Origin of the sequence: Curtobacterium sp. MCBD17_013 (assembly GCF_003234565.1) — a bacterium.
Classification (GTDB): domain Bacteria; phylum Actinomycetota; class Actinomycetes; order Actinomycetales; family Microbacteriaceae; genus Curtobacterium.
This window is the reverse complement of the sequence record NZ_QKTU01000002.1, coordinates 120,869-143,918: the sequence shown is the minus strand read 5'-3', so window position 1 is coordinate 143,918 and position 23,050 is coordinate 120,869. Positions and strand designations below refer to the sequence as shown.

The 23,050-nt window shown below is 72.3% G+C and carries 19 protein-coding genes and 1 tRNA gene; 14 read left to right on the top strand and 6 right to left on the bottom strand.

Annotated elements, in window-relative coordinates:
• Window positions 1-8 precede the first annotated feature (8 nt).
• Window positions 9-1,757, bottom strand: coding sequence for a maltose alpha-D-glucosyltransferase (gene treS, locus DEI81_RS03275; RefSeq protein ID WP_181434796.1), 1,749 nt, complete (start codon window positions 1,755-1,757; stop codon window positions 9-11).
• Between the two features lie 130 nt (window positions 1,758-1,887).
• On the opposite strand from treS, the gene DEI81_RS03270 reads away from it, so the two are divergent.
• Both DEI81_RS03270 and DEI81_RS03265 read left to right on the top strand, forming a co-directional pair.
• The gene (locus DEI81_RS03270; protein WP_111009344.1) at window positions 1,888-2,805 is read left to right on the top strand and encodes an alpha/beta fold hydrolase; all 918 of its coding nucleotides are present in this window, start codon (window positions 1,888-1,890) and stop codon (window positions 2,803-2,805) included.
• A complete protein-coding gene (locus tag DEI81_RS03265; protein WP_111009083.1) occupies window positions 2,802-3,893 on the top strand; it encodes a glycosyltransferase family 1 protein in 1,092 nt (363 codons plus the stop codon). Before DEI81_RS03270 ends, DEI81_RS03265 begins: the two co-directional genes overlap by 4 nt.
• A 73-nt stretch (window positions 3,894-3,966) precedes the next feature.
• Here the strand turns inward: DEI81_RS03265 and DEI81_RS03260 are convergent, their stop codons facing one another.
• Both DEI81_RS03260 and DEI81_RS03255 read right to left on the bottom strand, forming a co-directional pair.
• Window positions 3,967-4,608, bottom strand: a complete 642-nt coding sequence (locus DEI81_RS03260) for a histidine phosphatase family protein (RefSeq protein WP_111009082.1) — start codon at window positions 4,606-4,608, stop codon at window positions 3,967-3,969.
• 52 nt (window positions 4,609-4,660) lie between these two features.
• Complete coding sequence (locus DEI81_RS03255) at window positions 4,661-5,521, bottom strand: Sir2 family NAD-dependent protein deacetylase (protein ID WP_111009081.1); 861 nt, start codon at window positions 5,519-5,521, stop codon at window positions 4,661-4,663.
• A gap of 58 nt (window positions 5,522-5,579) precedes the next feature.
• Between DEI81_RS03255 and DEI81_RS03250 the strand changes: the two genes are divergently transcribed.
• Together DEI81_RS03250 and DEI81_RS03245 are read left to right on the top strand one after the other, a co-directional pair.
• Entirely contained in the window at window positions 5,580-6,401 is an 822-nt protein-coding gene (locus DEI81_RS03250) for an RNA methyltransferase (RefSeq protein WP_111009080.1), read from the top strand.
• Window positions 6,402-6,433: 32 nt separating this feature from the next.
• Complete coding sequence (locus DEI81_RS03245; protein ID WP_181435313.1) at window positions 6,434-7,666, top strand: D-alanyl-D-alanine carboxypeptidase family protein; 1,233 nt, start codon at window positions 6,434-6,436, stop codon at window positions 7,664-7,666.
• Window positions 7,667-7,679: 13 nt separating this feature from the next.
• On the opposite strand, the gene DEI81_RS03240 is transcribed toward DEI81_RS03245, so the two are convergent.
• Window positions 7,680-8,474, bottom strand: coding sequence for an SGNH/GDSL hydrolase family protein (locus tag DEI81_RS03240; RefSeq protein WP_111009343.1), 795 nt, complete (start codon window positions 8,472-8,474; stop codon window positions 7,680-7,682).
• Between the two features lie 23 nt (window positions 8,475-8,497).
• On the opposite strand from DEI81_RS03240, the gene DEI81_RS03235 reads away from it, so the two are divergent.
• The 8 genes from DEI81_RS03235 (at window position 8,498) to DEI81_RS03200 (ending at window position 18,969) form a co-directional block, all read left to right on the top strand.
• Window positions 8,498-9,673, top strand: a complete 1,176-nt coding sequence (locus DEI81_RS03235; RefSeq protein ID WP_111009078.1) for an acyl-CoA dehydrogenase family protein — start codon at window positions 8,498-8,500, stop codon at window positions 9,671-9,673.
• Between the two features lie 55 nt (window positions 9,674-9,728).
• Window positions 9,729-12,110: an FUSC family protein gene (locus DEI81_RS03230; protein WP_111009077.1), complete on the top strand. Its 2,382-nt coding sequence runs from the start codon at window positions 9,729-9,731 to the stop codon at window positions 12,108-12,110.
• Between the two features lie 90 nt (window positions 12,111-12,200).
• On the top strand, window positions 12,201-13,454 hold the full coding sequence (gene dinB, locus DEI81_RS03225; RefSeq protein ID WP_111009076.1) for a DNA polymerase IV: 1,254 nt from the start codon (window positions 12,201-12,203) through the stop codon (window positions 13,452-13,454).
• A gap of 26 nt (window positions 13,455-13,480) precedes the next feature.
• The gene (locus DEI81_RS03220) at window positions 13,481-15,286 is read left to right on the top strand and encodes a DEAD/DEAH box helicase (protein WP_111009075.1); all 1,806 of its coding nucleotides are present in this window, start codon (window positions 13,481-13,483) and stop codon (window positions 15,284-15,286) included.
• Window positions 15,283-15,486: a hypothetical protein gene (locus DEI81_RS03215; RefSeq protein WP_111009074.1), complete on the top strand. Its 204-nt coding sequence runs from the start codon at window positions 15,283-15,285 to the stop codon at window positions 15,484-15,486. The genes DEI81_RS03220 and DEI81_RS03215 overlap by 4 nt, the downstream gene beginning before the upstream one ends.
• A 120-nt stretch (window positions 15,487-15,606) precedes the next feature.
• Complete coding sequence (locus DEI81_RS03210; RefSeq protein WP_111009073.1) at window positions 15,607-16,935, top strand: NAD(P)/FAD-dependent oxidoreductase; 1,329 nt, start codon at window positions 15,607-15,609, stop codon at window positions 16,933-16,935.
• A 257-nt stretch (window positions 16,936-17,192) separates the two neighbouring features.
• Window positions 17,193-18,341: a zinc-dependent alcohol dehydrogenase gene (locus DEI81_RS03205; RefSeq protein ID WP_111009072.1), complete on the top strand. Its 1,149-nt coding sequence runs from the start codon at window positions 17,193-17,195 to the stop codon at window positions 18,339-18,341.
• 40 nt (window positions 18,342-18,381) lie between these two features.
• Window positions 18,382-18,969: a hypothetical protein gene (locus DEI81_RS03200; RefSeq protein WP_111009071.1), complete on the top strand. Its 588-nt coding sequence runs from the start codon at window positions 18,382-18,384 to the stop codon at window positions 18,967-18,969.
• 99 nt (window positions 18,970-19,068) lie between these two features.
• On the opposite strand, the gene DEI81_RS03195 is transcribed toward DEI81_RS03200, so the two are convergent.
• Window positions 19,069-19,154, bottom strand: a tRNA-Leu gene (locus DEI81_RS03195).
• 168 nt (window positions 19,155-19,322) lie between these two features.
• On the opposite strand from DEI81_RS03195, the gene DEI81_RS03190 reads away from it, so the two are divergent.
• Together DEI81_RS03190 and mshC are read left to right on the top strand one after the other, a co-directional pair.
• Window positions 19,323-20,648 (top strand): M20/M25/M40 family metallo-hydrolase, encoded by a 1,326-nt coding sequence (locus DEI81_RS03190; protein WP_111009070.1) that lies wholly within the window; start codon window positions 19,323-19,325, stop codon window positions 20,646-20,648.
• A complete protein-coding gene (gene mshC, locus DEI81_RS03185) occupies window positions 20,648-21,913 on the top strand; it encodes a cysteine--1-D-myo-inosityl 2-amino-2-deoxy-alpha-D-glucopyranoside ligase (protein WP_111009069.1) in 1,266 nt (421 codons plus the stop codon). Before DEI81_RS03190 ends, mshC begins: the two co-directional genes overlap by 1 nt.
• Before the next feature lie 46 nt (window positions 21,914-21,959).
• On the opposite strand, the gene DEI81_RS03180 is transcribed toward mshC, so the two are convergent.
• Window positions 21,960-22,895 carry a proteasome assembly chaperone family protein gene (locus DEI81_RS03180; RefSeq protein ID WP_111009342.1) on the bottom strand — a complete coding sequence of 312 codons (936 nt, stop codon included), beginning with the start codon at window positions 22,893-22,895 and terminating at the stop codon, window positions 21,960-21,962.
• Between the last annotated feature and the right edge of the window lie 155 nt (window positions 22,896-23,050).

Below are 23,050 nucleotides of genomic sequence, written 5' to 3'. Positions count from 1 at the left end.
ACGGACCGTCAGTCCCGCGGCCGTCCCACGTGCAGCCAGTAGAACGCCTGCGTCCCGAGGGTGATCGTCACCGTGCCGTCCTCGTCGAACGACGGGAACGACCCGCCGCCGAAGAGGTCGTACAGGGGCAGACCGGCGTGCTCGGGCGCCGTGATCGTGACCGCGGTGGGGTTGTGTGCGAACGAGAAGACGCAGAGGACGTCCTCGGCGGAGTCACCGAACTGGGTGCCCGTGCCCTCGTACGACCGCATGAACGTGAGCACCGAGTCGTTGTCGCTCTCGAGCACGGTGAGCGTGCCGAGCCCGAACACCGGGTGCGCCTTCCGCACGTGGATGACGTTGCGGATCCAGTGCAGCAGGGAGCGGGACTGCGCCAGCTGCGACTCGACGTTGACGAGGTTGTAGTTGTAGACGAGGGACTGCACGACCGGCAGGTACAGCTTGCCGGGGTCGGCCGTCGAGAACCCGGCGTTGCGGTCCGGCGTCCACTGCATGGGGGTGCGGGACGAGTCGCGGTCGGGCAGCCAGATGTTGTCGCCCATGCCGATCTCGTCGCCGTAGTACAGGAACGGCGAGCCGGGGAGCGAGAACAGCAGCGCGTGCACGAGCTCGAGCTCCGCCCGGGAGTTGTCGAGGAGCGGCGCGAGGCGTCGACGGATGCCGATGTTCGACCGCATCCGCGGGTCGTACGCGTACCAGCCGTACATCGCCTGGCGGTACTCCTCGCTCACCATCTCGAGCGTCAACTCGTCGTGGTTCCGCAGGAACACACCCCACGCCGCGCTCTCCGGGACCTCGGTGGTCTCCGAGAGGATCCGCTGGAGCTCCGTCGCGTGCTGCGCGCGGAGCGAGTAGTAGATGCGGGGCATCACCGGGAAGTCGAAGGCCATGTGGCACTCGGGCTCGTCGTCGGTGCCGAAGAACGCCGCCGTCTCGCGCGGCCACTGGTTCGCCTCGGCGATGAGCACGCGCCCGGGGTACTCCTCGTCGACCATCGCGCGGAGGCCCTTGACGAACTCGTGCGTCGCGGGCTCGCCCTCGCCGTTGCCCTCCTCGGACTCGAAGAGGTACGGGATCGCGTCGAGCCGCAGCCCGTCCACGCCCATGTCGAGCCAGTGCCGGACGACGTCGTAGACGGCCTCGACCACGGCGGGGTTCTCGAAGTTGAGGTCCGGCTGGTGCGAGAAGAACCGGTGGAAGAAGAACTGCCGTCGGATTGGGTCGAACGTCCAGTTCGACTCCTCGGTGTCGACGAAGATGATGCGGATGTTCTCGTACTTGTCCGGGCTGTCGCTCCAGACGTAGAAGTCGCCGTAGGGCCCGTCCGGGTCCTCGCGGGACTGCTGGAACCACTCGTGCGCGTCGGAGGTGTGGTTGATCACCATGTCGATGACGATGCGCATGTTCCGTTCGTGCGCCTTCGTCACGAGGTCGCGGAACTCGTCCAGGGTGCCGAACTCCGGCAGGATCGCCTTGTAGTCGGAGATGTCGTAGCCGCCGTCGCGCATCGGCGACTGGAAGAACGGCGGCAGCCACAGCGCGTCGACGCCGAGCCACTGCAGGTAGTCCAGGCGGCTGATGAGCCCGGACAGATCGCCGGTGCCGTCCCCGTTCGAGTCGACGAACGAGCGGATCATGCACTCGTAGAACACCGACCGCTTGTACCAGAGCGGGTCCAGGGTCAGTCCGGGCAGCTGGATGGGGGCAGTGAACGTCACCGTGCTCCTCGTGGATCCGTCGGGCGTCGGGGCCGACATGGCGCCCGTCGGCCCACTCTATGTCGCCCCGGGTATCCGTGTCCGGAGGGAACGGACGACCGCACGGCCCGCCGACCGGGAGGCGCGGCACCCGTCCGGCCCGACGGGTCCGGCCCGTAGACTCGGCGGGATGCGTGCCCCGATCGTCTCCCCGTACCAGCGGCTCATGGCCGGGCTGCCCGTGGTGCACCGGTCGGTCCTCGTCGACGGCCGCGCAACCCACTACTGGGTGTACGGCCCCGAGGACGCGGACACCACCATGCTCGCCGTGCACGGCTTCCGCGGCGACCACCACGGGCTCGAGTCGCTCGCCGCGCACCTGCCCGAGGTCCGCACGATCGTGCCGGACCTCCCGGGCTTCGGGGTGTCCGACGCGCTCCCGCGGTCCGACATGGACGGCTTCGTGCGGTGGCTCCGAGCGTTCCACCGCGCCCTCGGGCTCGACCGACGGGCCGTCGTGCTCGGTCATTCCTTCGGGAGCATCGTCACCGCAGCCGCGGTCGCCGACGGGCTCGACACCCGGCGCCTGGTCCTGGTCAACCCGATCGCCGCTCCCGCACTGCAGGGCCCGCGCGCCGTGGGTACCGCGATCGCGATCGCCTACTACCGGCTGGGTGCGGTCCTGCCCCGGGCGCTCGGGCTCGCCCTCCTCCGGAACCGGGGGATCGTCCGGGCGATGAGCGTCGCGATGCTCAAGTCCCGCGAACCGCGGTTGCGCCGATGGGTGCACGACCAGCACGACCGGTACTTCTCGGCGTTCGCCGACCGCCACGTCGTCCTCGACGCGTTCCGGACGTCGGTGACGCACGACGTCGCCGCGTACGCGGACCGCATCGACGTACCGGTGCTCCTCATCGCCGCCGAACGTGACGACATCACCGCGGTGCCGGAACAGGAAGCGCTGGCGGACCGGCTGCCCGACGCGACCCTCGTCGTGATCCCCGGCGTCGGCCACCTCGTGCACTACGAGACGCCGGCCGCCGCGGCGGACGCGATCCGTGCCTCCCTGGCGACGCCCGAACCGGACCGCGGCGGGATGCGCCGATGAGCCGTCTCCGCATCGGCATCGACTGCCGCTACGTACGGGTGGGGCACCATGACGGCATCAGCCGGTTCACGGCCGGTGTCGCGGCACATCTGCCGGACCGGCACGACTACGTGCTCCTGGTGAGCGAGGACGGACAGCGGGACTCGCTGCCGGACGGGATGCCCTGGGAGCGCATCAGTCCACCGACGAGCGCCGGGGAGCCCCTGGTCGCGCGGCAGGTGAACCGGCTGGGGCTCGACGCCGTGTTCTCGCCGATGCAGACCATGGGATCCCGCGGACGCCACTACGCGCTCGTGCTGACGCTGCACGACCTCATCTACTACCGCAACCGCACACCGCCCCGTGAGTTCTCGTGGCCGCTGCGGCTGGGGTGGCGTGCGTTCCACCTCGCGTGGTGGCCGCAGCGGATGCTGCTCGATGGTGCCGACGGCGTCGTCACGGTGAGCGAGACGACCGCCGGACTCATCCGGGACCACCGGCTGACGCGTCGGCCCGTGACGGTCGCGTACAACGCCGCGGACCCGGTGGCGCCGCGCGCGGCGGACGGCCTGCGGACGCGGGACCTCGTCTACATGGGCACGTTCATGCCCTACAAGAACGTCGAGACCCTCGCCTCCGCGATCCCGCTGCTCCGCGGGCCCGGGGAGGCCGACTGGCGGCTGCACTGCATGTCGCGCGTGCGAGCTGCGGACCGGGAGCGGCTCGAGCGGCTCGCCCCCGCGGGTTCGCTCGTGTTCCACGACGGAGCGTCGGACGAGGAGTACCGCGCGGTGCTCCGGACCGCGACGGCACTCGTCAGCGCCTCGCACGACGAGGGCTTCGGGATCCCGCTCGTCGAGTCGATGGGCGTGGGCACGCCCGTCGCCGTGAGCGACATCCCGATCTTCCGCGAGATCGGCGGCGCGGCCGCCGAGTACTTCGATCCGGCCTCGCCCGCCGCGGTCGCGGCCGCGGTGCGACGGGTCGAGGCGCGCTGGGACGACCTGCACCGGGCATCCCTCGAGCGGGTCCGCCGCTTCGACTGGACCACGTCCGCCGAGCGCGTCGTCGCGTCCGTCGAGCGCGCCGTCGCCGACCGCCGCGCCTGACCGACGCCCGTCGCCCCGTTCGGCGGACATGGAGGACCGCCGGACCGAGGTGGGAGCGCCAGCCCGGCGGCCGTCAGTCGCCCTCGGCCTCGAGCGGGTTCTGGTACGCGAACTCGTACCGCCCGGGGGCCTCGGACTGGTCCTCGATCGGGTCGTCGAACCGGACGAGTTCCCCGCGGAAGCGCTCGGGGTCCCAACGGAACGAGTGGATCGACCCGTTTCGGATCGGCGTCGTGAAGGAGTCGGCGGTACCCGGGGCGAGCTCGTTCACCACGGCACGGATCACCGCTCCGTGCGTCGCGACGACGACCGCGCCGGCGTCGAACCGGATCGCGATCTCGCCGAGCGACTCGAGCACGCGGGCGAGCAACGCCGAGCGCGACTCGCGGCCGGGCACCGAGCCGTCCGGGAACCGTTCGCGGATCTCGACGTCCGTCAGGCCCTCGGCCTCGCCGTACGACCGCTCGACGAGACCGTCGTCCGTCGACGGAGTGGGCAGTCCGAGCCGGGAGGCGATGATCGCGCCCGTCTCGAACGCCCGGGACAGCGGGGACGCGAGCACGGCGTCGAACCGGCGACGGACGAGCAACGCACCGGCGGCGGCTGCCTGTCGGCGTCCGGTCTCGTTCAGTGGGATGTCGGTCGACCCCTGGATGCGGCGCTGCTTGTTCCAGTCGGTCTCGCCGTGCCGCACGAGGTACAGGAGGGTCGTCACCGTTCGTCCCTTCCGCGGCGATGCGCCGTCCGTGGTGGCGTCGGCGACGCGGTCAGTGCAGGAGTCGGTGGCGCAGCGCCGTCAATGTCTCGGTGGTGCCTGCGTCGAGCCTAGCCACCGCCCGACGGTCACTGCGCGTGGCACCCCGGTTCACGATGACGACGGGCTTGCGGCGACGAACGGCGTGGTCGACCAGCCGGACGCCCGAGTTGACGACGAGGGACGACCCGACCACGAGGAGCGCGTCCGCGCCGGCGACGATCGAGACGGCCTCGTGGAACTTCTCGACCGGCACGAACTCGCCGAAGAACACGACGTCGGGCTTGAGCACGCCGCCGCACACCGAGCACGCGGGGACACGGAACCGGTCGGCGCCCGTGATGTCGACGTCGCCGTCCGGCGCGAGCGTCACCGTGCCGGGTTCGTCGATCCAGGCGTTCTCCCGGTCGAGCACCGCTGCGAGATCCGAGCGTGCGAACGCCTGCCCGCAGCGCAGGCACACGACGCGGTCCATGGACCCGTGGAGCTCGACCACGCGGCGAGACCCGGCGCGGAGATGGAGACCGTCGACGTTCTGCGTGACGATCCCGCTCACGACACCGGCCGCCTCGAGGTCGGCGAGCGCCCGGTGCCCGTCGTTCGGCCGGGCGGACGAGAACGTGCGCCAACCGAGGTGGCTCCCGGCCCAGTACCGCCGGCGCCTCGCCGGGTCGGCGGAGAACTCCTGGAACGTCATCGGCGTGCGCGCCACGCGGCCCGCACCCCGGTAGTCGGGGATCCCGGAGTCCGTGCTGATCCCGGCCCCCGAGAGCACGGCGATGCGCTTGCCCCGCAGCGTCTCGACGACGCGGTCGAGGTCGTCACCCTGCTCGGGTGCGCCTCGCTCGAGGTCGCCCGCCTCCACCCGCTCCATCGGCTCCACGGTACCCTCAACAGCCCACGACCCCGATCGCTTCCCGGAGGACCATCCCGTGCAGACGGTGCGCATCGACGCCCTCGACGACCCGCGACTCGACGACTACGCCCGCCTGACCGACGTCGCGCTCCGACGCGTGCGGGAGCCGGAAGGTGGGCTGTACATCGCCGAGTCGAACACCGTGATCGAGCGTGCCCTCGCCGCTGGGCACGTGCCTCGGAGCGTGCTCGTGCAGGAGAAGTGGCTGCCCAAGGTCCTGCCGATGCTGGCCGAGCACGACGGTCCGGTGTTCGTCGGTCCCGACGCCCTGCTCGAGGAGCTCACCGGGTTCCGCATGCACCGCGGTGCACTCGCGGCGATGCAGCGACCCGCCGAGCCCGCACTGGCGGACGTCGTCCGGGACGCGCGTCTCGTCGTCGTGCTCGAGGACATCGTCGACCACACGAACGTCGGTGCGGTCTTCCGGTCGGTGGCCGGACTCGGGGCGGACGCCGTCCTCGTCTCGCCGCGCTGTGCCGACCCCCTCTACCGCCGCAGCGTGCGCGTGAGCATGGGGACGGTCCTCCAGGTCCCGTGGACACGGATCGGCGAGTGGGCGGACGCCGGGCCCGCGCTCCGGGCCGCGGGGTTCCACCTGGCCGCGATGGCCCTGACGGACGACTCCGTCCCACTCGACGCGTTCGTCCAGGACGTGCCCGAGCGCGTCGCACTCGTCATGGGCACCGAGGGTGACGGCCTGAGCGCGCGTGCCGTGGCCACCGCCGACACCGTGGTGCGGATCCCGATGGCGCACGGGGTCGACTCGCTCAACGTGGCGGCGGCGAGCGCCGTGGGCCTGTGGGCGGTCGCACACGCCCAGCGCGCGGCGCGCAGCTGATCCATCGCCGCCCACCCCTAGGCTGCTGTGCCGTGTCACGTGTCGTCCACCGGCCCCGCTCCGCGGTCCGGCGTCCCGTCCTGATCACCGTGGTCGCCGTGGTGCTCGTCGCGGTCGCGTACCTGGTCGCGGCGGCCGTCGTGCCCTTCGCGCCGGCGACCGTCTCGCGCGCGACGTACGCCGCACCCGCGGCGACGCTGCCGGCGCTGTCATTCCCGGGCTACGGGGCGACCGCGGTCGAGGCCCCGGGCTTCGCCGGGAGCCTGCAGACGAGCGGCGACACCGGTCAACGCTCGATCGCGAGCATCAGCAAGGTGGTGACGGCCCTCGTGGTGCTGCAAGCGCACCCACTGACGACCTCGGACGACGGGCCGACGATCACGTTCACGGCCGCGCAGCACGCCCTGTACGACCAGTACCTCGCCCTGGACGGCGAGGTCGCGGCCATGCCGGTCGGTCTCCGGTTGAGCGAGCGGCAGGCGTTCGAGGTCATGCTCATGAAGTCCGCGAACAACTACGCCGGGGCGCTGGCCCTGTGGTCGTTCGGGTCGATGGACTCGTACCGCACGGCCGTCCACGCCTGGTTGTCGGCGCACGACCTGGACCACACGACCATCGAGGAGCCGACGGGACTCGACCCGCACAACACCGCGACCGCGTCGGACCTCGTGCACCTCGGCGAGCTGGCGATCGCGAACCCCGTGGTGAAGCAGATCGTCGGCACGCAGCGCACGACCATCCCCACGGTCGGTCCGATCGAGAACTCGAACAAGCTGCTCGGGATGGACGGTGTCGAGGGCATCAAGACCGGGACGCTCGACCAGGCGGGTGCGTGCTTGCTGTTCGCCGCGACGTACCAGCGCGGCGGACGCACCGTCACGGTCGTGGGAGCGATGCTCGGCGGGAGGGACCACGACTCGCTCGACGTCGACGTGCGGCGGCTGCTCGACTCGGTCGCGGACAACTTCCACGTCGTGACCCTGACGAACCGCGGGCAGACGTTCGCCCACTACGCTACCCCCTGGCGGCCGCGGACGGACGCGGTCGCCGCCTCGGCGCGGTCGGTGCTCGTCTGGGGGCGGACGACGGTGACGGCACGCACTCGCCTCGAGCAGGTGACCTTCGGCCGTCGCGGCGAGCGGGTGGGCACCGTGCGGTTCACGATCGACCACCACGCCCCCGTCACGGTGCCGCTCGAGCTCGACGCGTCCATCACGGAGCCCGACCTGTGGTGGCGCTGGACGAACCCGTTCCAGGGGGCCTGAGGCCGTCAGCGCGTCAGGGCGTGTCGGAGCGGTGCTCGAGCACCGTCTGGAGTTCGGGCCGCTTCGGCTCGACTCCGTCGCCCGAGGACGTGTGCCGGATCCGCCGGACGACCCACGGCACGAGGTACTCCCGCGCCCAGCCGAGGTCCTCGACCCGCGCCTCGCGCCACGGCCGGGCCGCCAGGGGCTCCGGCTGCCACGGCGCCAGCTCGTGTTCGACCCCGAGGGTGTCGAGCACGGCCGCGGCGACGGTGGCGTGCCCGACGGGGGAGTGGTGGAGGCGGTCGGGCGCCCACATGCGCGGGTCCCGGAGGACGCGGAGCGCCCACATGTCGGCCACGAGTGCGCCGTGCTTGAGCGCGATCGCGTGCAGGTGCTCGTTGTAGATCGCCGCCTTGCCGCGGACGAGTCCGAGCACCGGCGTGGTCCCGACGTCGGGCCCGGTGAACAGGACGACGGTCGCGCCGTCCCGCCGCAGGGTGTGGATGAGCCCGTCGAAGCGCTCGGCGACCTCGTCCGGGTCGCTGCCGGGACGGATGATGTCGTTGCCGCCCGCCGAGACCGTGATCAGGCCGGGCCGCAACGCCAACGCGTGTTCGGCCTGTTCGTCGATGATCTGTTGCAGGAGCCGCCCGCGGATCGCCGTGTTCGCGTACGCGAAGTCGACGGTCTGGTTCGCGAGCACCTCGGCGACGCGATCCGCCCACCCTCGATGGCCACCGGGGACGCTCGGGTCAGGATCCCCGATGCCCTCGGTGAACGAGTCACCGATGGCGACGTACCTGGACCACGGATGCCGATCTGTCACGACCACAAAATAGTCTCGTCCTCGTGACCGACACCACCGCGTCCAGTCCGGGCTGGGAGCTCGACGACGCCCTGCTCGCCCGCATCGCCGCCCGCGCTCCCGGGTACGACCGTGACGGCCGGTTCTGCACGGAGGACCTGGCCGAGCTCCGCGACGCGGGGTACCTGCGCGTGGGCGTGCCGGTCGGCTCGGGAGGCGCGGGGCTGGGTCTCCGGGACACCGCGCGGATCCAACGACGGCTCGCCGCGGCGGCACCGGCCACCGCGCTGGGGCTCGGCATGCACCAGGTGTGGGTGCAGGCCGCCCGCGCCGTGGGCGCCAGGGGCGAGTCGTTCCTCCAGATCGTGACGGACGCGGCGGCCGCCGACCGGCTGCTCGCCTTCGGCGTCAGCGAGGCGGGGAACGACGCGGTCCTGTTCGACTCGACGACGCGTGCCGAGTCCGACGGTGCCGGGGGATGGCGGTTCACCGGTCGGAAGTCGACGGTGTCCCTCGCGCCGGCGTGGGACCTGCTCAGCGTGTTCGGCCGGGACGACAGCGACCCGGCCGCCCCGGTGCTCGTGCACGGGTTCGTCGAGCGGGAGCAGCCCGGGCACCGCGCGCTCGGGGACTGGGACACGCTCGGCATGCGGGCCACGCGGAGCGACGCCACCGAGCTCGACGGCGTCCACGTGCCCGCCGACCGGATCGTCCGCGTGCTGCCCGTCGGGCCCTCCGCCGACCCGTTGGTCTTCGGGATCTTCGCGGCGTTCGAACTGCTCGTCGCCGCGGTCTACGCCGGCATCGCCGAGCGGGCGCTGGCCCTCGCCGTCGAGGGCGTCGGGCGACGGACCGCGCTCGACGGCTCGCCCCGGTCGTCCGATCCGGACGTCCGTCGGGCGTTGGCCGACGCGCAGGGCGCGGTGGACGCGGTGGTCCTGCAGATCGATGCGTTGACGCGGGACGTCGACGACCTCGTCGACCACGGACCCCGGTGGTTCCCGCTGCTCGTCGGCACGAAGGCGCGCTCCGTCGACACCGCGGCTCACGTCGTCGACGAGGCCATGCGCGTCGTCGGCGGGGGCGCGTACCGGGCCGGGGCGGAGCTCGCGCGGCTGGCGCGGGACGTCCGCGCGGGGCAGTACCACCCGTCCTCCCGGGACTCCGCCGCCCGGACGATCGCGGCGGCCCTGCTCGGGCCGGTCCCGGCGCCGCACTGAAGGTCGTTCCGCTCCGGTACCATTGCCAGGGGACCACGACAGGAGGCGGCACCGGGTGACGAGCGCGACCGACCGATCCCGGGCCTCCCGGCTCGCACCCGAGCGGATCGCGCGTCCCGGTCGCCGACGGCGGTTCGTCGACCGCGTCCTCATGCTCGACGTCGGCCTCGTCCGGACCCAGAGCGCGCTGCGGACCCTGCTGTGCGTGCCCGCCGGGATGGTGGTCGGTCTCGCCCTCGCCTCCGCGGTCGGCCTGCCCGGCGTCCTCGGCGTGCTCATCGGGGCGATGCCCGCCTTCATCAGCTGCCTCATCATCAACGACGTCAGTGCTGGGCGCATCGCCGCGCGGACGGGTGCGGTGGTCGTGCCGTTCGTCGTCGCCTTGTTCGCGAGCGTCGCGCTCGATCGGTTCCACGTGCTCGAGCTCGCGCTGATCGTGGTGCTGTTGTTCGTGCAGTTCGCCGCGATGGGCTGGGGACCGTGGGCGACCGACGCCGCCGCGGTGGTGTTCTCCGGGTACCTCTGCGGGCTCCTGACCCCGTTGCCAGCGGCGAGCGTGGCCGGTCTGGCACTCATCGGTGCCGGTTCCCTCGCGGTCACCGTCGTGATCCGCGGTGTGTTCCTGCGGCCCATGCCGTTCCGGTCCCTGCTGTGGACCCGGCGTGCCCTGCTCGCCTGGGCGACCGCCGTCCTCCGTGCCGCCGTCGACCTGCTCGCGGTCGGACCCGACGCGTCCCGGGAGCGGGTCCGGGCCGCCCGTCGCCTGCGCCGACGGCTCGACCGGTTCCAGGAGGTCGCGCTCACCGCCGACGGCATGCTCGCCGCTCCGGGTGCGGGACCGACGGGCGCGACCGCCGAGACGCTGCACCGGCTGCTGTTCGACACCCACCTCGCCGTCGACGGACTCGGCCGGACCGCCGAGACGCTCGCCGGGAGCGGGGCGCCCGACGACGTCCGAGCCGCGGTCGCGGAGGCGATCCGCACGGTCGTCGTCGGCGGCGGCGCGCAGGGGGCGACGGCGGCTGAAGGGATGCTCGCCCGGTTCGGGGTCACGCCGTCCGCGCGGGCGGACGGGTCGACGCTGGCGCACGTCGTGCACCGCGCCGCCCTGCAGCTCGCCGACCTCGCCGCCGCCGCCCGCGCTTGGGGGACACTGCGCGCCGCGCTGCCGCGTGAGGGCGACGCGGTCCCGTTCCGGACACCGGTCGTCCTGGTCGGCGGACGTCCGTCCGGCGCGGTCCCCGTCCTCGACGACGCACTCGCCGACGGCATGACCGGCCCCTGGCGGCGGTGGCACGTCTCGGCGTCCCTCCGCACCGGCATCCAGGCGGCGGTCGCGGTCGCGGTCGTGGAGCCGCTCGCGCTCCTGCTCGACGGCAGCCGGTTCTACTGGGGCGTGATCGGCGTCATGATCGTCCTCGCCGGCACGAACTCGACGCACGAGCGGGTGCGGAAGGCACTCCACCGCGGGGTCGGGACGGTGCTCGGCGGCGCGCTCGGGATCGTGCTCGTGCACCTGCTCGGCACGCACCACCCGTGGTGGACCGCCGGCATCGCGGTGTTCGCCCTCGCGGTCGGCACCTACGGCTTCGGCGGCGTCTACGCGATCTGGGTCACAGCGCTCGTGGTCGTGCTCTGCCAGGTGTACGCGTACGGCGGCAGTTTCACGGACACACTGATCCCGTTCCGGCTCGCCGAGAACCTGCTCGGCGCCGCGGTCGCCGTCCTCGTGAGCGTGGTCGTCCTCCCGGTGGCGTCGGGCAGGATGGTCCGGAGCGCCGTGCGACGCCAGCTCGCGGCCGTGCGCTCGTTCGTCCTGTCCGCGGGTCTCGTCGATGTCGGTGGGGACGGTCCGCGCGACGCCGACCCCTCGGATCCGGATACCTTCGACCTGCGGCGCCGGTCACGCGCCGTCGACGCCGCGACCTACCAGCTCGACGCGGTCATGAAGCCCATGGTGCGGTTCCCGTCCGGTGGTGCGGCCCGCACCGACGCGCGCACACGGGCGGCGCTGCAGTCGGTCGCCGTGTTCGCGCGCGAACTCGCCGGGAGGCCCGCTCCGATCGCGCGACCACCCGTCCCGGTCGTCGAGGCCCTCGCGCACGCCGCGGGGGTGCTCGCCACCTCGATCGACGCGCTCTCCGGCGCCGTGGGCAGCGGTCGTCAGCGCGGGGAGATCCGACGCGGCGACGACGCGTGGGTGCGTGCGAGCGACGCGCTCGACGCCGCCGTCGCGGCGACGCCACCCGGAACCGCGCACGAGTGGGTGCACGACCGGGTCCTGGCGCTCGGTCGTGTCGACGACGCGCTCGCGGTCCTGGCCGAGCGGAGCGGACTCCCGGTCGCCGGCGTCGCCTCCGGAGCCACGAGCACGAGCGCCCGAGCACGCCGGGCCGCGGCGCTCGTCGAACGACACCTGCTCGCCACCGACCGCTGAGCGCTGAGCGCTGAGCGCTCCGGTGTTTGTCGGCGGCGCATGCCACCATGGTCGCGCGTTCGGCCGATGTCGATCGCGGAAGGACGTGGCGTGAGCAAGCAGGACGGCAGCACCCGCCTCGTCACGGAGGCCCCGACCGACGACACGACCGCGTCGGTCCTGCACGTCGACATGGACGCCTTCTTCGCCTCGGTCGAGTTGCTGGACCGTCCCGACCTCGTCGGCAAGCCGGTCATCGTCGGGCACGACGCCGAGCGCTCGGTCGTCACGGCCGCCACGTACGAAGCGCGTCGGTTCGGGGTGAACTCCGCGATGCCGATGGCGATCGCCCGCCGCCGCTGCCCCCAGGCGATCGTCGTCGAGCCGCACTTCGAGAAGTACCGGACGAACTCGCGACGCATCATGGAGATCCTCGATCGCTACACGCCGCGGGTCGAACGCCTCGGGATCGACGAGGCATTCCTCGACGTCCGGGGGGCGCTCCGCCTGCACGGCACCCCGTGGCAGGTCGGCACCGCCATCCGCGCCGAGGTCCACCGCGAGACCGGCCTGCGCTGCTCCGTCGGCGCCGCCGCCACCAAGTTCGTGGCGAAGCTCGCGTCGAGCCGCGCGAAACCGGACGGGATCCTCGTGGTCCCGGAGGCCGACACCGTCGCGTTCCTGCACCCGCAGCCGGTGTCCGCGCTCTGGGGTGTGGGCGGCAAGACAGCCGAGGTGCTCGAGCGGCGTGGCATCCGCACCGTCGGGGACCTCGCGACGACCCCGGTCGCGTCGCTCGTGTCCGCCGTCGGGCCCGCGATGGGCAACCGCCTGCACGAGCTCGCGTGGGGACGCGACCCGCGGGTGGTCGAGAGCGGCTCGGTCGAGAAGTCCGTGGGCCACGAGGTCACCTTCCCGACCGACGTCACCGACCGCGACGAGCTCGCCCGGGAGCTCCTGCGCCTCGCCGACCGGGTGGCCGCTCGCCTGCGGGCGGCGGGCCTGCGCGCGCGGACGATCGCGCTCAAGGTGCGGTACACGGACTTCACGACGCTCTCACGGTCGCGCACGCTGCCCGAGCCCACGGACGTCGCGCGCCGCATCCACCGCGAGGCCGTCGACCTCTACGACGCCCTGCACCGGCCCGGACACCGGATCCGGCTGATCGGTGTGCGGGGCGAGAACCTCGCGCCCGCAGGCGAGAGCAACGCGCTGTGGGACGACGACGCGCCGTGGCGCGAGACCGAGACGACCGTCGACGCGGTGGCCGCGCGGTTCGGCGCGGGGATGGTCCGGCCCGCCTCCCTCGTGCGTCCGCAAGCGGCGCCCCACGCTCCGCACGCCCGACAGGACGGCGAGGCGTGACGGCACGGCCGGTAGACTCCCATGGAGTGAGTGCAGGGGAGTCGAGCCAGGAGGCCGCGGGCAACGCAGCGGCCGAGCACCTGTCGCCGGCGTTCCCGGACCGTGCCGCCTGGGGCACCGCGTCGAAGCTCCGCGCCTGGCAGGTCGAGGCGTTGACCAAGTACTTCGAGACCGAGCCGCGTGACTTCCTCGCCGCCGCGACACCGGGCGCCGGCAAGACGACCTTCGCCCTCCGACTCGCCACCGAGCTCCTGGCGCGGAACACCGTCGACCGGATCGTGGTCGTCGCCCCGACGGAGCACCTGAAACGGCAGTGGGCGGACGCGGCCGACCGCGTGGGCATCCGGCTCGACCCGATGTTCAAGAACGGCGACGGCATGTTCGGTCGGCACTACCAGGGCATCGCGATCACCTACGCCCAGGTCGGCATGAACCCCGAGGTCCACCGCCGGATCACCGAGGGTGGGCGCACGCTCGTCGTCCTCGACGAGGTCCACCACGGCGGTGACGCCCTCACCTGGGGCGACGGCATCCGCGAGGCCTTCGGAGCCGCGACCCGACGACTGTCGTTGAGTGGCACGCCGTTCCGCTCGGACACCAACCCGATCCCGTTCGTGAGCTACGCACCGGACGACGAGGGCATCCGGACCTCCATCGCGGACTACAGCTACGGCTACGGCCGAGCGCTGCAGGACGGCGTCGTCCGCCCCGTGTTGTTCATGGCCTACGCGGGCCAGATGCGCTGGAAGACCCGCATGGGGGACGAAATGTCGGCCTCGCTCGGCGAGCAGGTCACGAAGGACATCACCGCGCAGGCCTGGCGCACGGCACTCGCCCCCGACGGCGAGTGGATGACCGCCGTGCTGTCGGCCGCCGACAAGCGGCTCACCGAGGTCCGTCGTGGGGTCCCCGACGCCGGCGGTCTCGTCATCGCCACCGACACGACGACCGCCCGGGCCTACGCCCGGATCCTCCAGCGGATCACCGGCGAGCGACCCACCGTGGTGCTCTCCGACGAGGCCGCGGCCTCCAGCCGCATCGGCGCGTTCGCGGCCGACGAGACCCGGTGGATGGTCGCGGTCCGGATGGTCTCCGAGGGTGTCGACGTCCCGCGTCTGTGTGTCGGCGTGTACGCCACGAGCGCGAGCACCCCGCTGTTCTTCGCTCAGGTGATCGGTCGTTTCGTGCGGGCACGTCGTCGTGGTGAGACGGCCTCGGTGTTCCTGCCGAGCGTGCCCGGGCTCATGGCCCTCGCGGCGAGCCTCGAACTCGAGCGTGACCACGCCCTCGACCGCCCCAAGGGCACGGACGACGGCATGTACAACCCCGAGGACGCCATGGTGGCCGAGGCGAACCAGGACGCCAAGGCCTCGGACAGCCTCCTCGACCTGCAGCCGTTCCAGGCCCTCGACTCGCAGGCGTCGTTCGACCGCGTCCTCTACGACGGCGGCGAGTTCGGGTCGGGCGGTGAGATCGGCAGCCTCGAGGAACTCGACTTCATCGGGATCCCCGGGCTCCTCGAGCCGGACCAGGTCCGCGAACTGCTCCGCCAGCGTCAGGCGACGCAGGCCAAGCGCGCGCGACGGGGGAAGGACGGCCAGCCGCGACCCCCGGAGCCCGAGCACCGTCCGATGTACATGACGATCAAGGAGCAGCGGTCGGAGCTCCACCGGCTCGTGTCGATCTGGGCCCGGCACAGCAACGAGCCCCACGGCGCCGTGCACGCCGAGCTCCGTCGGATCAGCGGGGGACCGGCAGTGGCCCAGGCGAGCACCGAGCAGATCCAGAAACGCATCGACATCCTCCGGTCCCGGATCGGCAACCGCCGGTGATCGAGCCCGTCGACGAGCGCACCTGGTTCGTCAAGCGCGAGCCGGACGCCTCGCCCGAGGCCATCATCGACCGGTTCGGCGGCGGGTACCGACTCCGTCGCTTCTCGCTGACCGAGGCGCGACGGACCGCGCACGGCGTCTACACCGGCCTCGACATCGCCGAAGCGGCCTGGTGGCGACTCCGTCAGCGGCGCGGGTGACGCAGGTCGATCACGGGTCGGCGGCGACGCGCGCCGACGACGCGATCCGAGCCTCCCGGGACGCACGCCGGGCCGTCGGAAATGGTGACCGTCCGAGCCGATCTGGCGTAGACCGTATGCATGGCTGACTCGATCCCACACGTCCTCGTCCTCGGCGGCGGTTCCGGCGGTTACTCCACCGTCCTGCACCTGCAGAAGCAGGCCACCACGGTCCCGATGCGGATCACCCTCGTCGACCAGAACACGTACTACACGTACCTGCCGTTCCTGCCCGAGGTCGCCGGCGGGCACATCGCACCCCGCGACGTCACCGTGGAGCTCCGCCGTGCGCTGCGGCGCACCCGGGTCATCCAGGGCAAGGTGACCGGGATCGACAGCACGGCGAAGACCGTCTCGGTCGCCACGGCGGGCGGGGACGACCGCACGCTCGGCTACGACCACGTCGTCGTCGCCCTCGGTTCGGTCACCCGCGTGTTCCCGACCCCCGGTCTCGAGGAGCACGCCGTGGGGTTCAAGAGCGTCGAGGAGGCCGCGTTCGTGCGTGCCAAGCTCCTCGACAACATCGCCAAGGCCGCGGCCACGCGTGACGAGGAGGAGCGCCGCAAGCTCCTCACCAGCATCTTCATCGGCGGTGGCTACACCGGTGTCGAGGCGATCGGGGAGCTGTTCGACGTCTCGCAGGCCGCCATCGCGACCTACCCGTCGCTCGCCGGCGAGCAGCCCCGATGGGTGCTCATCGACGCGCTCGACCGCGTGGCGCCCGAGGTCGGCCCCGACCTGTCGAAGTGGACGCTCGAGTCGCTCCGCACCCGCGGGATCGACGTCCGCCTCAAGACCACGATGCCGAGCTGCGAGGGCGGGGTCGTCAAGCTCAGCGACGGCGACGAGTTCGCCGCCGGCCTCATCGTCTGGACGGCGGGCGTCAAGCCCAACCCGGTGCTCGACAACACCGATCTGCCGCGCGGGCCGAAGGGCCACCTGGCGTGCAACGCGAAGCTCCAGGTCGAGGACGAGCAAACCCACGAGGTGGTCGAGGGGGCCTGGGGCCTCGGCGACGCGGCACAGGTGCCCGACCTGACGGCGGAGAAGCAGCCGGCGTACTACCCGCCGAACGCGCAGAACGCGGTCCGGCAGGCGGTCGTCGTCGCGGACAACATCGTCGCGACGATCACCGGGCAGCCCATCCGCGAGTACCGCCACGTGTCGATCGGATCGGTCGCCTCGTACGGCATCGCGAAGGGCGCGGCCAACATCAAGGGCATCAAGATGACGAACCTCCCGGCCTGGGCTGCGCACCGCGCGTACCACGTGTACGCGATGCCGACCCTGAACCGGAAGGCGCGCATCGTCATCGGCTGGCTCACCGGCGCCGTGTCGGGTCGCGACTCGACGTCGCTCATCAAGGAGACCGACCCGCGGCGCGAGTTCGTGGACGCCGCGAACAGCTGAGTCACGCTCCGCTGACGCGGGAGATGGACGGGAGGGACGGTGCCGGTCGGCGCCGTCCCTCTCGGCACGGCCGGGACGCCGCTGGCGCGTCGCCCCGGAACCGGCGGGAGGGGCCCACCTCTCGGCACGGCCGGGACGCCGCTGGCGCGTCGCCCCGGAACCGGCGGGAGGGGCCCACCTCCCGGCGTGGGCGGGGTACGTTCCTGGATCGCCGCCCAGCGGGCGTGGGGTGGACTCGGGACGTCGAGAGGAGACGCATGCGCGCCATGACCTACCGGGGGCCCTACCGGATCCGAGTCGAGGACAAGGACGTCCCTCGGATCGAGCACCCGAACGACGCGATCGTCCGCGTGACCCGAGCCGCCATCTGCGGCTCCGATCTGCACCTGTACCACGGCCTCATGCCGGACACGCGCATCGGGCACACCTTCGGTCACGAGTTCATCGGCGTCGTCGAGGAGGTCGGCTCCTCGGTCGAGCGGCTCCAACGTGGCGACCGGGTGATGGTCCCCTTCAACATCTTCTGTGGCACCTGCTGGTACTGCGCCCGCGGCCTGTACTCGAACTGCCACAACGTCAACCCCAACGCGACCGCGGTCGGCGGCATCTACGGGTACTCCCACACGACGGGCGGCTACGACGGCGGCCAGGCGGAGTACGTCCGGGTGCCCTTCGCGGACGTCGGTCCGCAGGTCATCCCCGACTGGCTCGACGACGAGGACGCGCTCATGATGACCGACGCGCTCGCCACCGGGTACTTCGGTGCACAACTCGGCGACATCGCGGAGGGCGACACGGTCGTCGTGTTCGGTGCGGGCCCGGTCGGTCTGTACGCCGCGAAGTCCGCCTGGCTCATGGGTGCCGGCCGGGTGATCGTCATCGACCAGCTCGAGTACCGACTCGAGAAGGCCCGCACGTTCGCGCAGGCCGAGACCATCAACTTCGCCGAGGTCGCCGACGTCGTGCTCGAGCTGAAGCGCACGACCGACTTCCTCGGTGCGGACGTCTGCATCGATGCCGTCGGAGCCGAAGCCGACGGCAACCTGCTGCAGCACGTCACCGCGACGAAGCTGAAGCTCCAGGGCGGTTCGCCCATCGCGCTCAACTGGGCGATCGACGGCGTCCGCAAGGGCGGCACGATCTCGGTCATGGGCGCGTACGGGCCGATCTTCAGCGCGGTGAAGTTCGGTGACGCGATGAACAAGGGCCTGACGTTGCGCATGAACCAGACCCCGGTGATCCGCCAGTGGCCGCGGCTGCTCGAACACATCCGCGCCGGGTACCTCAAGCCGAGCGAGATCATCACCCACCGCATCCCGCTCGAGCACATCGCCGAGGGCTACCACCTGTTCTCGGCGAAGCTCGACGACTGCATCAAGACCGTGATCGTGCCGGAGGGCGCGTGACCGGCGGCGACCGGACATCGCCGAACACGAGGAGGACCGCATGACCGACGACGAACCGCTCGCCTACCTGCCGGACAAGCCCCGCGACGTCCCCACGCCCGAGGAACTGCGTGCCCGCATCCCGGGCTGGGGCGCCGACCTCGACCCCGCCGACCGGCCGGCCGTGCCGCGCCTCCGGTTCGACCCGTCCGCCACCGGTGCGCACTGGACGTTCCCGGAGCGACAGCCGGGTGCCGAGGGCCGCGAGCGCTCGATCGAGCATGCCTTCGTGACGCCCGTGTTCGGGACGGCGCAGCCGCTGTCCGGTGTCTCGGGTCTGATCCGCCGCGCTGCGTACGGGTTCTTCAGCGAAGGGCGTGCGGCGCACTGGCTGCTCCTCATCGCCGGGGACCGCGTCAACGTCGCGGAGGCGCGGATCGCCGCGGCCCTGCAGGGGTCGCCGGACCGGGTCGTGCACGAGACCGGGATCGCTGCCGAGCGGGGCGGCCGGGGGATCGCCGAACGACTGCGCTCGTCGCGGTCGGACACGCACCACACGTGGATCGACCCGCTGCTGACGATGGGGCCGTACGTGCTCGTGGGCCTCGTCGCGACCTCGCTGGTCCGGGGCCTGGTGCGTCGGCGCTGAAGCCGGGTCCGCCAGCGGCGGAGCCAGGATGCGGTGCACGAGCGGGGACGGCCACCGAACGAAGAAGCGGCTGGTCCCGATGGGACCAGCCGCTCGTCGTGTCCGAGGGGGGACTTGAACCCCCACGCCCTAATACGGGCACTAGCACCTCAAGCTAGCGCGTCTACCAATTCCGCCACCCGGACAGGGTGTCGACGCGGGTCCTGGGCCTTCCGGCCGGTCCCGCTGCCGAGGAACGACAGTAGCACGGATCGGCGGCGCGACCGCACACGGGCGCGCATCCCGGGCGCGCCCGCCCGGCCTGCCCGCACCGGCGGGCACCGTGGTCGTACGCGGACGGTACCGTTGGGGACATGACCGATGTGCAGCGACCGGCGGACGTCGACACGGAGCTCGAGGCCACCGCCGCCATCGCCCGTGACCTCATCCGGTTCGACACCACGAACCACGGCGAGGGGCGTTCGAACGGCGAGGCCGACGCGGCCGAGTACGTCGAGGCGCATCTCCGGGACCTCGGGCTGGAGCCGCAGTTGTTCGAGTCGGAGCCGGGCCGGGTCAGCGTCGTCGCACGGGTTCCCGGGCGCGACCGCGACAAGCCGGGGCTCGTCGTGCACGGGCACCTCGACGTCGTCCCGGCCGATCCCGCGAACTGGTCCGTGGACCCGTTCGGTGGCGTCGTCCAGGACGGCGCGCTCTGGGGTCGCGGCGCGGTCGACATGAAGGACATGGACGCGATGATGCTCACCGCCCTGCGGGACGTCATCGAGCGGCAGGGCGCACCCGAGCGCGACCTGGTGATCGGCTTCTTCGCGGACGAGGAGGCCGGCGGCGTCCTCGGCGCGCACCACGTCGTCGCGGAACACCCCGAGGTCTTCGCCGGGGCGACGGAGGCCATCAGCGAGGTCGGTGGTTACTCGATCACCCTCGGCGATCGCCGGGCCTACCTGCTGCAGACGGGCGAGAAGGCGCTCATCTGGATCAAGCTCGTCGCGCGGGGCACCGCCGCGCACGGGTCGCACGTGATGCGCGACAACGCGGTGACGAAGCTCGCCGCGGCCGTCGCGCGCATCGGGAGCCGCGAGTGGCCGGTCCGGATGTCCGACACGACCGACGCGATGGTGCGCGAGGTCGCCCGGTTCCTCGGGGTGGACCCCACGCGGACGGGGCCGGACGAGGTCGCGCTGGCGACCGGTTCGGCCTCGCGCTTCATCCACGCGGCCCTGCACACGACGACGAACCCGACGCTCCTGCACGCCGGCTACAAGCACAACGTGATCCCCGACACCGCCGAGGCGCTCGTCGACATCCGGTGCCTGCCCGGCGACGAGGAGCAGGTGCTCGCCGAGGTCCGTGAACTCGCCGGGGACGACGTCGAGGTGCTGACGACGCACCGGGACGTCGGTCTCGAGACCGCGTTCGCCGGTCCGCTCGTCGACACCGTCCGCGCGGTCCTCGACCGGCACGACCCAGGCGCGCCGGTGCTGCCCTACCTGCTGTCCGGCGGGACCGACAACAAAGCGCTGTCGACCCTCGGCATCGCCGGGTACGGGTTCGTCCCGTTGCAGCTCCCCGGTGACATGGACTTCCCCGCGATGTTCCACGGCGTCGACGAGCGGGTCCCGCTGGCGTCGCTCGCGTTCGGGCGCCGCGTCCTCGCCGACCTCCTGGCGACCTACTGATGCGGGCCTGGGAGCACCCCGACGTCCCCGAGGTCTCCGGCGTCGGCAGCCGGCCTCGCGTGCACGACACCGCCACCGGCAGCCCGGTCGACCCGACGGACGGCGGCGAGCGCGCGACCATGTACGTGTGCGGCATCACGCCGTACGACGCGACCCACCTCGGGCACGCGGCCACCTACCTGGCCTTCGACACCCTGAACCGGGCCTGGCGGGATGCCGGACTCGACGTCGAGTACGTGCAGAACACGACCGACGTCGATGACCCGCTCCTCGAGCGCGCCGCGGCGACCGGCGTCGACTGGCGCGAGCTCGCCGCCTCGCAGATCGCGTTGTTCCGGCGCGACATGGAGGCGCTGCGGGTGCTCCCGCCGGACGAGTACGTCGCGGTCACCGACGAGGTCGAGCGCATCGGCGAGGCCGTCGCGTTCCTGCTCGAGTCCGGCCACGGGTACCGGGTGCCGACGGAGGGCGCGGACGGCGACGACGTGTACTTCGACGTCCAGCGCGCGACCGACGCCTGGTCGCTCGGTGCCGAGAGCGGCCTCGCCCGCGACACCATGCTCGCGCTGTCGGCAGAGCGCGGTGGCGACCCGGATCGACCCGGCAAGCGTGACCCGCTCGATCCGCTGCTGTGGCGTGCGGCACGACCCGGCGAACCGACCTGGGACACCGCTGTGGGCACCGGGCGGCCCGGATGGCACATCGAGTGCAGCGTCATCGCGGGCGACCGCCTCGGTGCGCCCGTCTCGGTGCAGGGCGGGGGGAGCGACCTCGTGTTCCCGCACCACGAGATGAGCGCGGGCCACACGGCGGCGCTCGCGCACGCACCACTCGCACGCGCCTACGTCCACACCGGGATGATCGCCTACCAGGGCACGAAGATCTCGAAGTCGCTCGGCAACCTCGTGACCGTCCGCGGCCTGCTCGACGACGGCGCCGACCCGCGGGTCGTCCGCCTCGCGCTGTTGTCCCACCGCTACTCGGACGACTGGGAGTGGTTCGACAGCGAGCTGACGAGCGCGACCACGCGGCTCGCCTCGTGGGACGCCTGGGCTCGCGGCGTCGATCTGGAGGACCGGGGCGACGCCGACACGTCGGTGGCCGTCGCGAGCATGGCTCGGATCCGCGAGCGGGTCGCGGACGACCTCGACACGCCGGGGGCGGTCGCCGCGGTGGACACCGCGATCGCGGCGGGTGGCACGTGCACGGGCGAGCTCGTCGCGCTCGTCGACGCCGTGCTCGGGATCCGGATCGGACGACACTGACGGAGGACCCGGACCGGCGGTCCGGGGTCCGTCGGCCGTCCCGCCTTCAGGACTGGGGTGGGCGCCAGGGACCCTCGCCGGGGCCACCCGGGGCGCCGTCCTTGCCGTCGCGTCGGCGGAGGTACTGCTCGAACTCCTGGGCGATCGCGTCGCCGCTGGCCTCCGGGGAGTCGACCGTGTCGCGCGCCTGTTCGAGCTGCGTGATGTAGCTCGCCATGTCCTCGTCGTCGGCTGCCAGCGCGTCGATGCCCTGCTCCCAGTTCGCGGCGTCGTCGAGCAGGGACCCGCGCGGCACCGTCACGTCGGTGAGGTCCTCGATGCGGTCGAGGAGCGCGAGGGTCGCCTTCGGCGAGGGGGCGTTGTGGACGTAGTGCGGGACCGAGGCCCAGAGGGAGATCGTGGGCACGCCGGCGGTGTCCATCGCGTCCGACAAGACGCTGATGATGCCGACCGGGCCCTCGTACGTCGAGTGGTCGACGCCGAGCGCGGTGCGGACGTCCTCGTCCTCACTGGACACGAATACCGAGATCGGGCGGGTGTGCGGGACGTCCGCGAGCATGGCGCCGACGAACACGACGGCGTCGATCGCGTGCACGTCCACCAGGTCCACGATCTCCGCCGCGAACCCGCGCCACGTCCGCGACGGCTCGGGACCGACGAGCACGTACACCCCGCGCTCACTCGTGGTGCCGCCGGCACCGACGACCTGGGAGACGGCGGGCGTGGTGCCGGTGGACGCCGGACCGTGGAGCACGATCCGCGGCCAGATGACGCCGCGCACGCCGTCGTCGTCGGTGCCGATCGTCGGGCGGTTGAACTGGTAGTCGACGTACCGTTCACCGTCGAGCTCCCGGAGTTCCTCCAGGTCGAGCGCGTCGACGATGCGTCGGGCGAGTCCGCTCGCGGCCTCGCCCGCGTCGTTCCATCCCTCGAACGCGACGACGAGCAGGCGCCCGTCGCTGAAGGGGGAGTGCTGGGGCACGGAGGGGACCTCCTGGTCGATCTGCCGAGGGACGCGGGGCGCCGCGACCTGCACACCAACAATAGGACGTGCGTCCTCGCGGGCACCGCGGCCCGCGCTCCCGGCGTCGTGCCCGGAGCGAACGGGCGTTCGGGTGCCCGCCGCTACACTCGGGG

What these genes read in the sequence shown, in the direction of transcription:
- DEI81_RS03210 (WP_111009073.1), top strand. Translation starts at nt 15,607, where the DNA reads ATGGCTGACTCGATCCCACACGTCCTCGTCCTCGGCGGCGGTTCCGGC.
- DEI81_RS03265 (WP_111009083.1), top strand. Translation starts at nt 2,802, where the DNA reads ATGAGCCGTCTCCGCATCGGCATCGACTGCCGCTACGTACGGGTGGGG.
- DEI81_RS03200 (WP_111009071.1), top strand. Translation starts at nt 18,382, where the DNA reads ATGACCGACGACGAACCGCTCGCCTACCTGCCGGACAAGCCCCGCGAC.
- DEI81_RS03190 (WP_111009070.1), top strand. Translation starts at nt 19,323, where the DNA reads ATGACCGATGTGCAGCGACCGGCGGACGTCGACACGGAGCTCGAGGCC.
- DEI81_RS03255 (WP_111009081.1), bottom strand. Translation starts at nt 5,521, where the DNA reads ATGGAGCGGGTGGAGGCGGGCGACCTCGAGCGAGGCGCACCCGAGCAG.
- treS (WP_181434796.1), bottom strand. Translation starts at nt 1,757, where the DNA reads ATGTCGGCCCCGACGCCCGACGGATCCACGAGGAGCACGGTGACGTTC.
- DEI81_RS03205 (WP_111009072.1), top strand. Translation starts at nt 17,193, where the DNA reads ATGCGCGCCATGACCTACCGGGGGCCCTACCGGATCCGAGTCGAGGAC.
- mshC (WP_111009069.1), top strand. Translation starts at nt 20,648, where the DNA reads ATGCGGGCCTGGGAGCACCCCGACGTCCCCGAGGTCTCCGGCGTCGGC.
- DEI81_RS03270 (WP_111009344.1), top strand. Translation starts at nt 1,888, where the DNA reads ATGCGTGCCCCGATCGTCTCCCCGTACCAGCGGCTCATGGCCGGGCTG.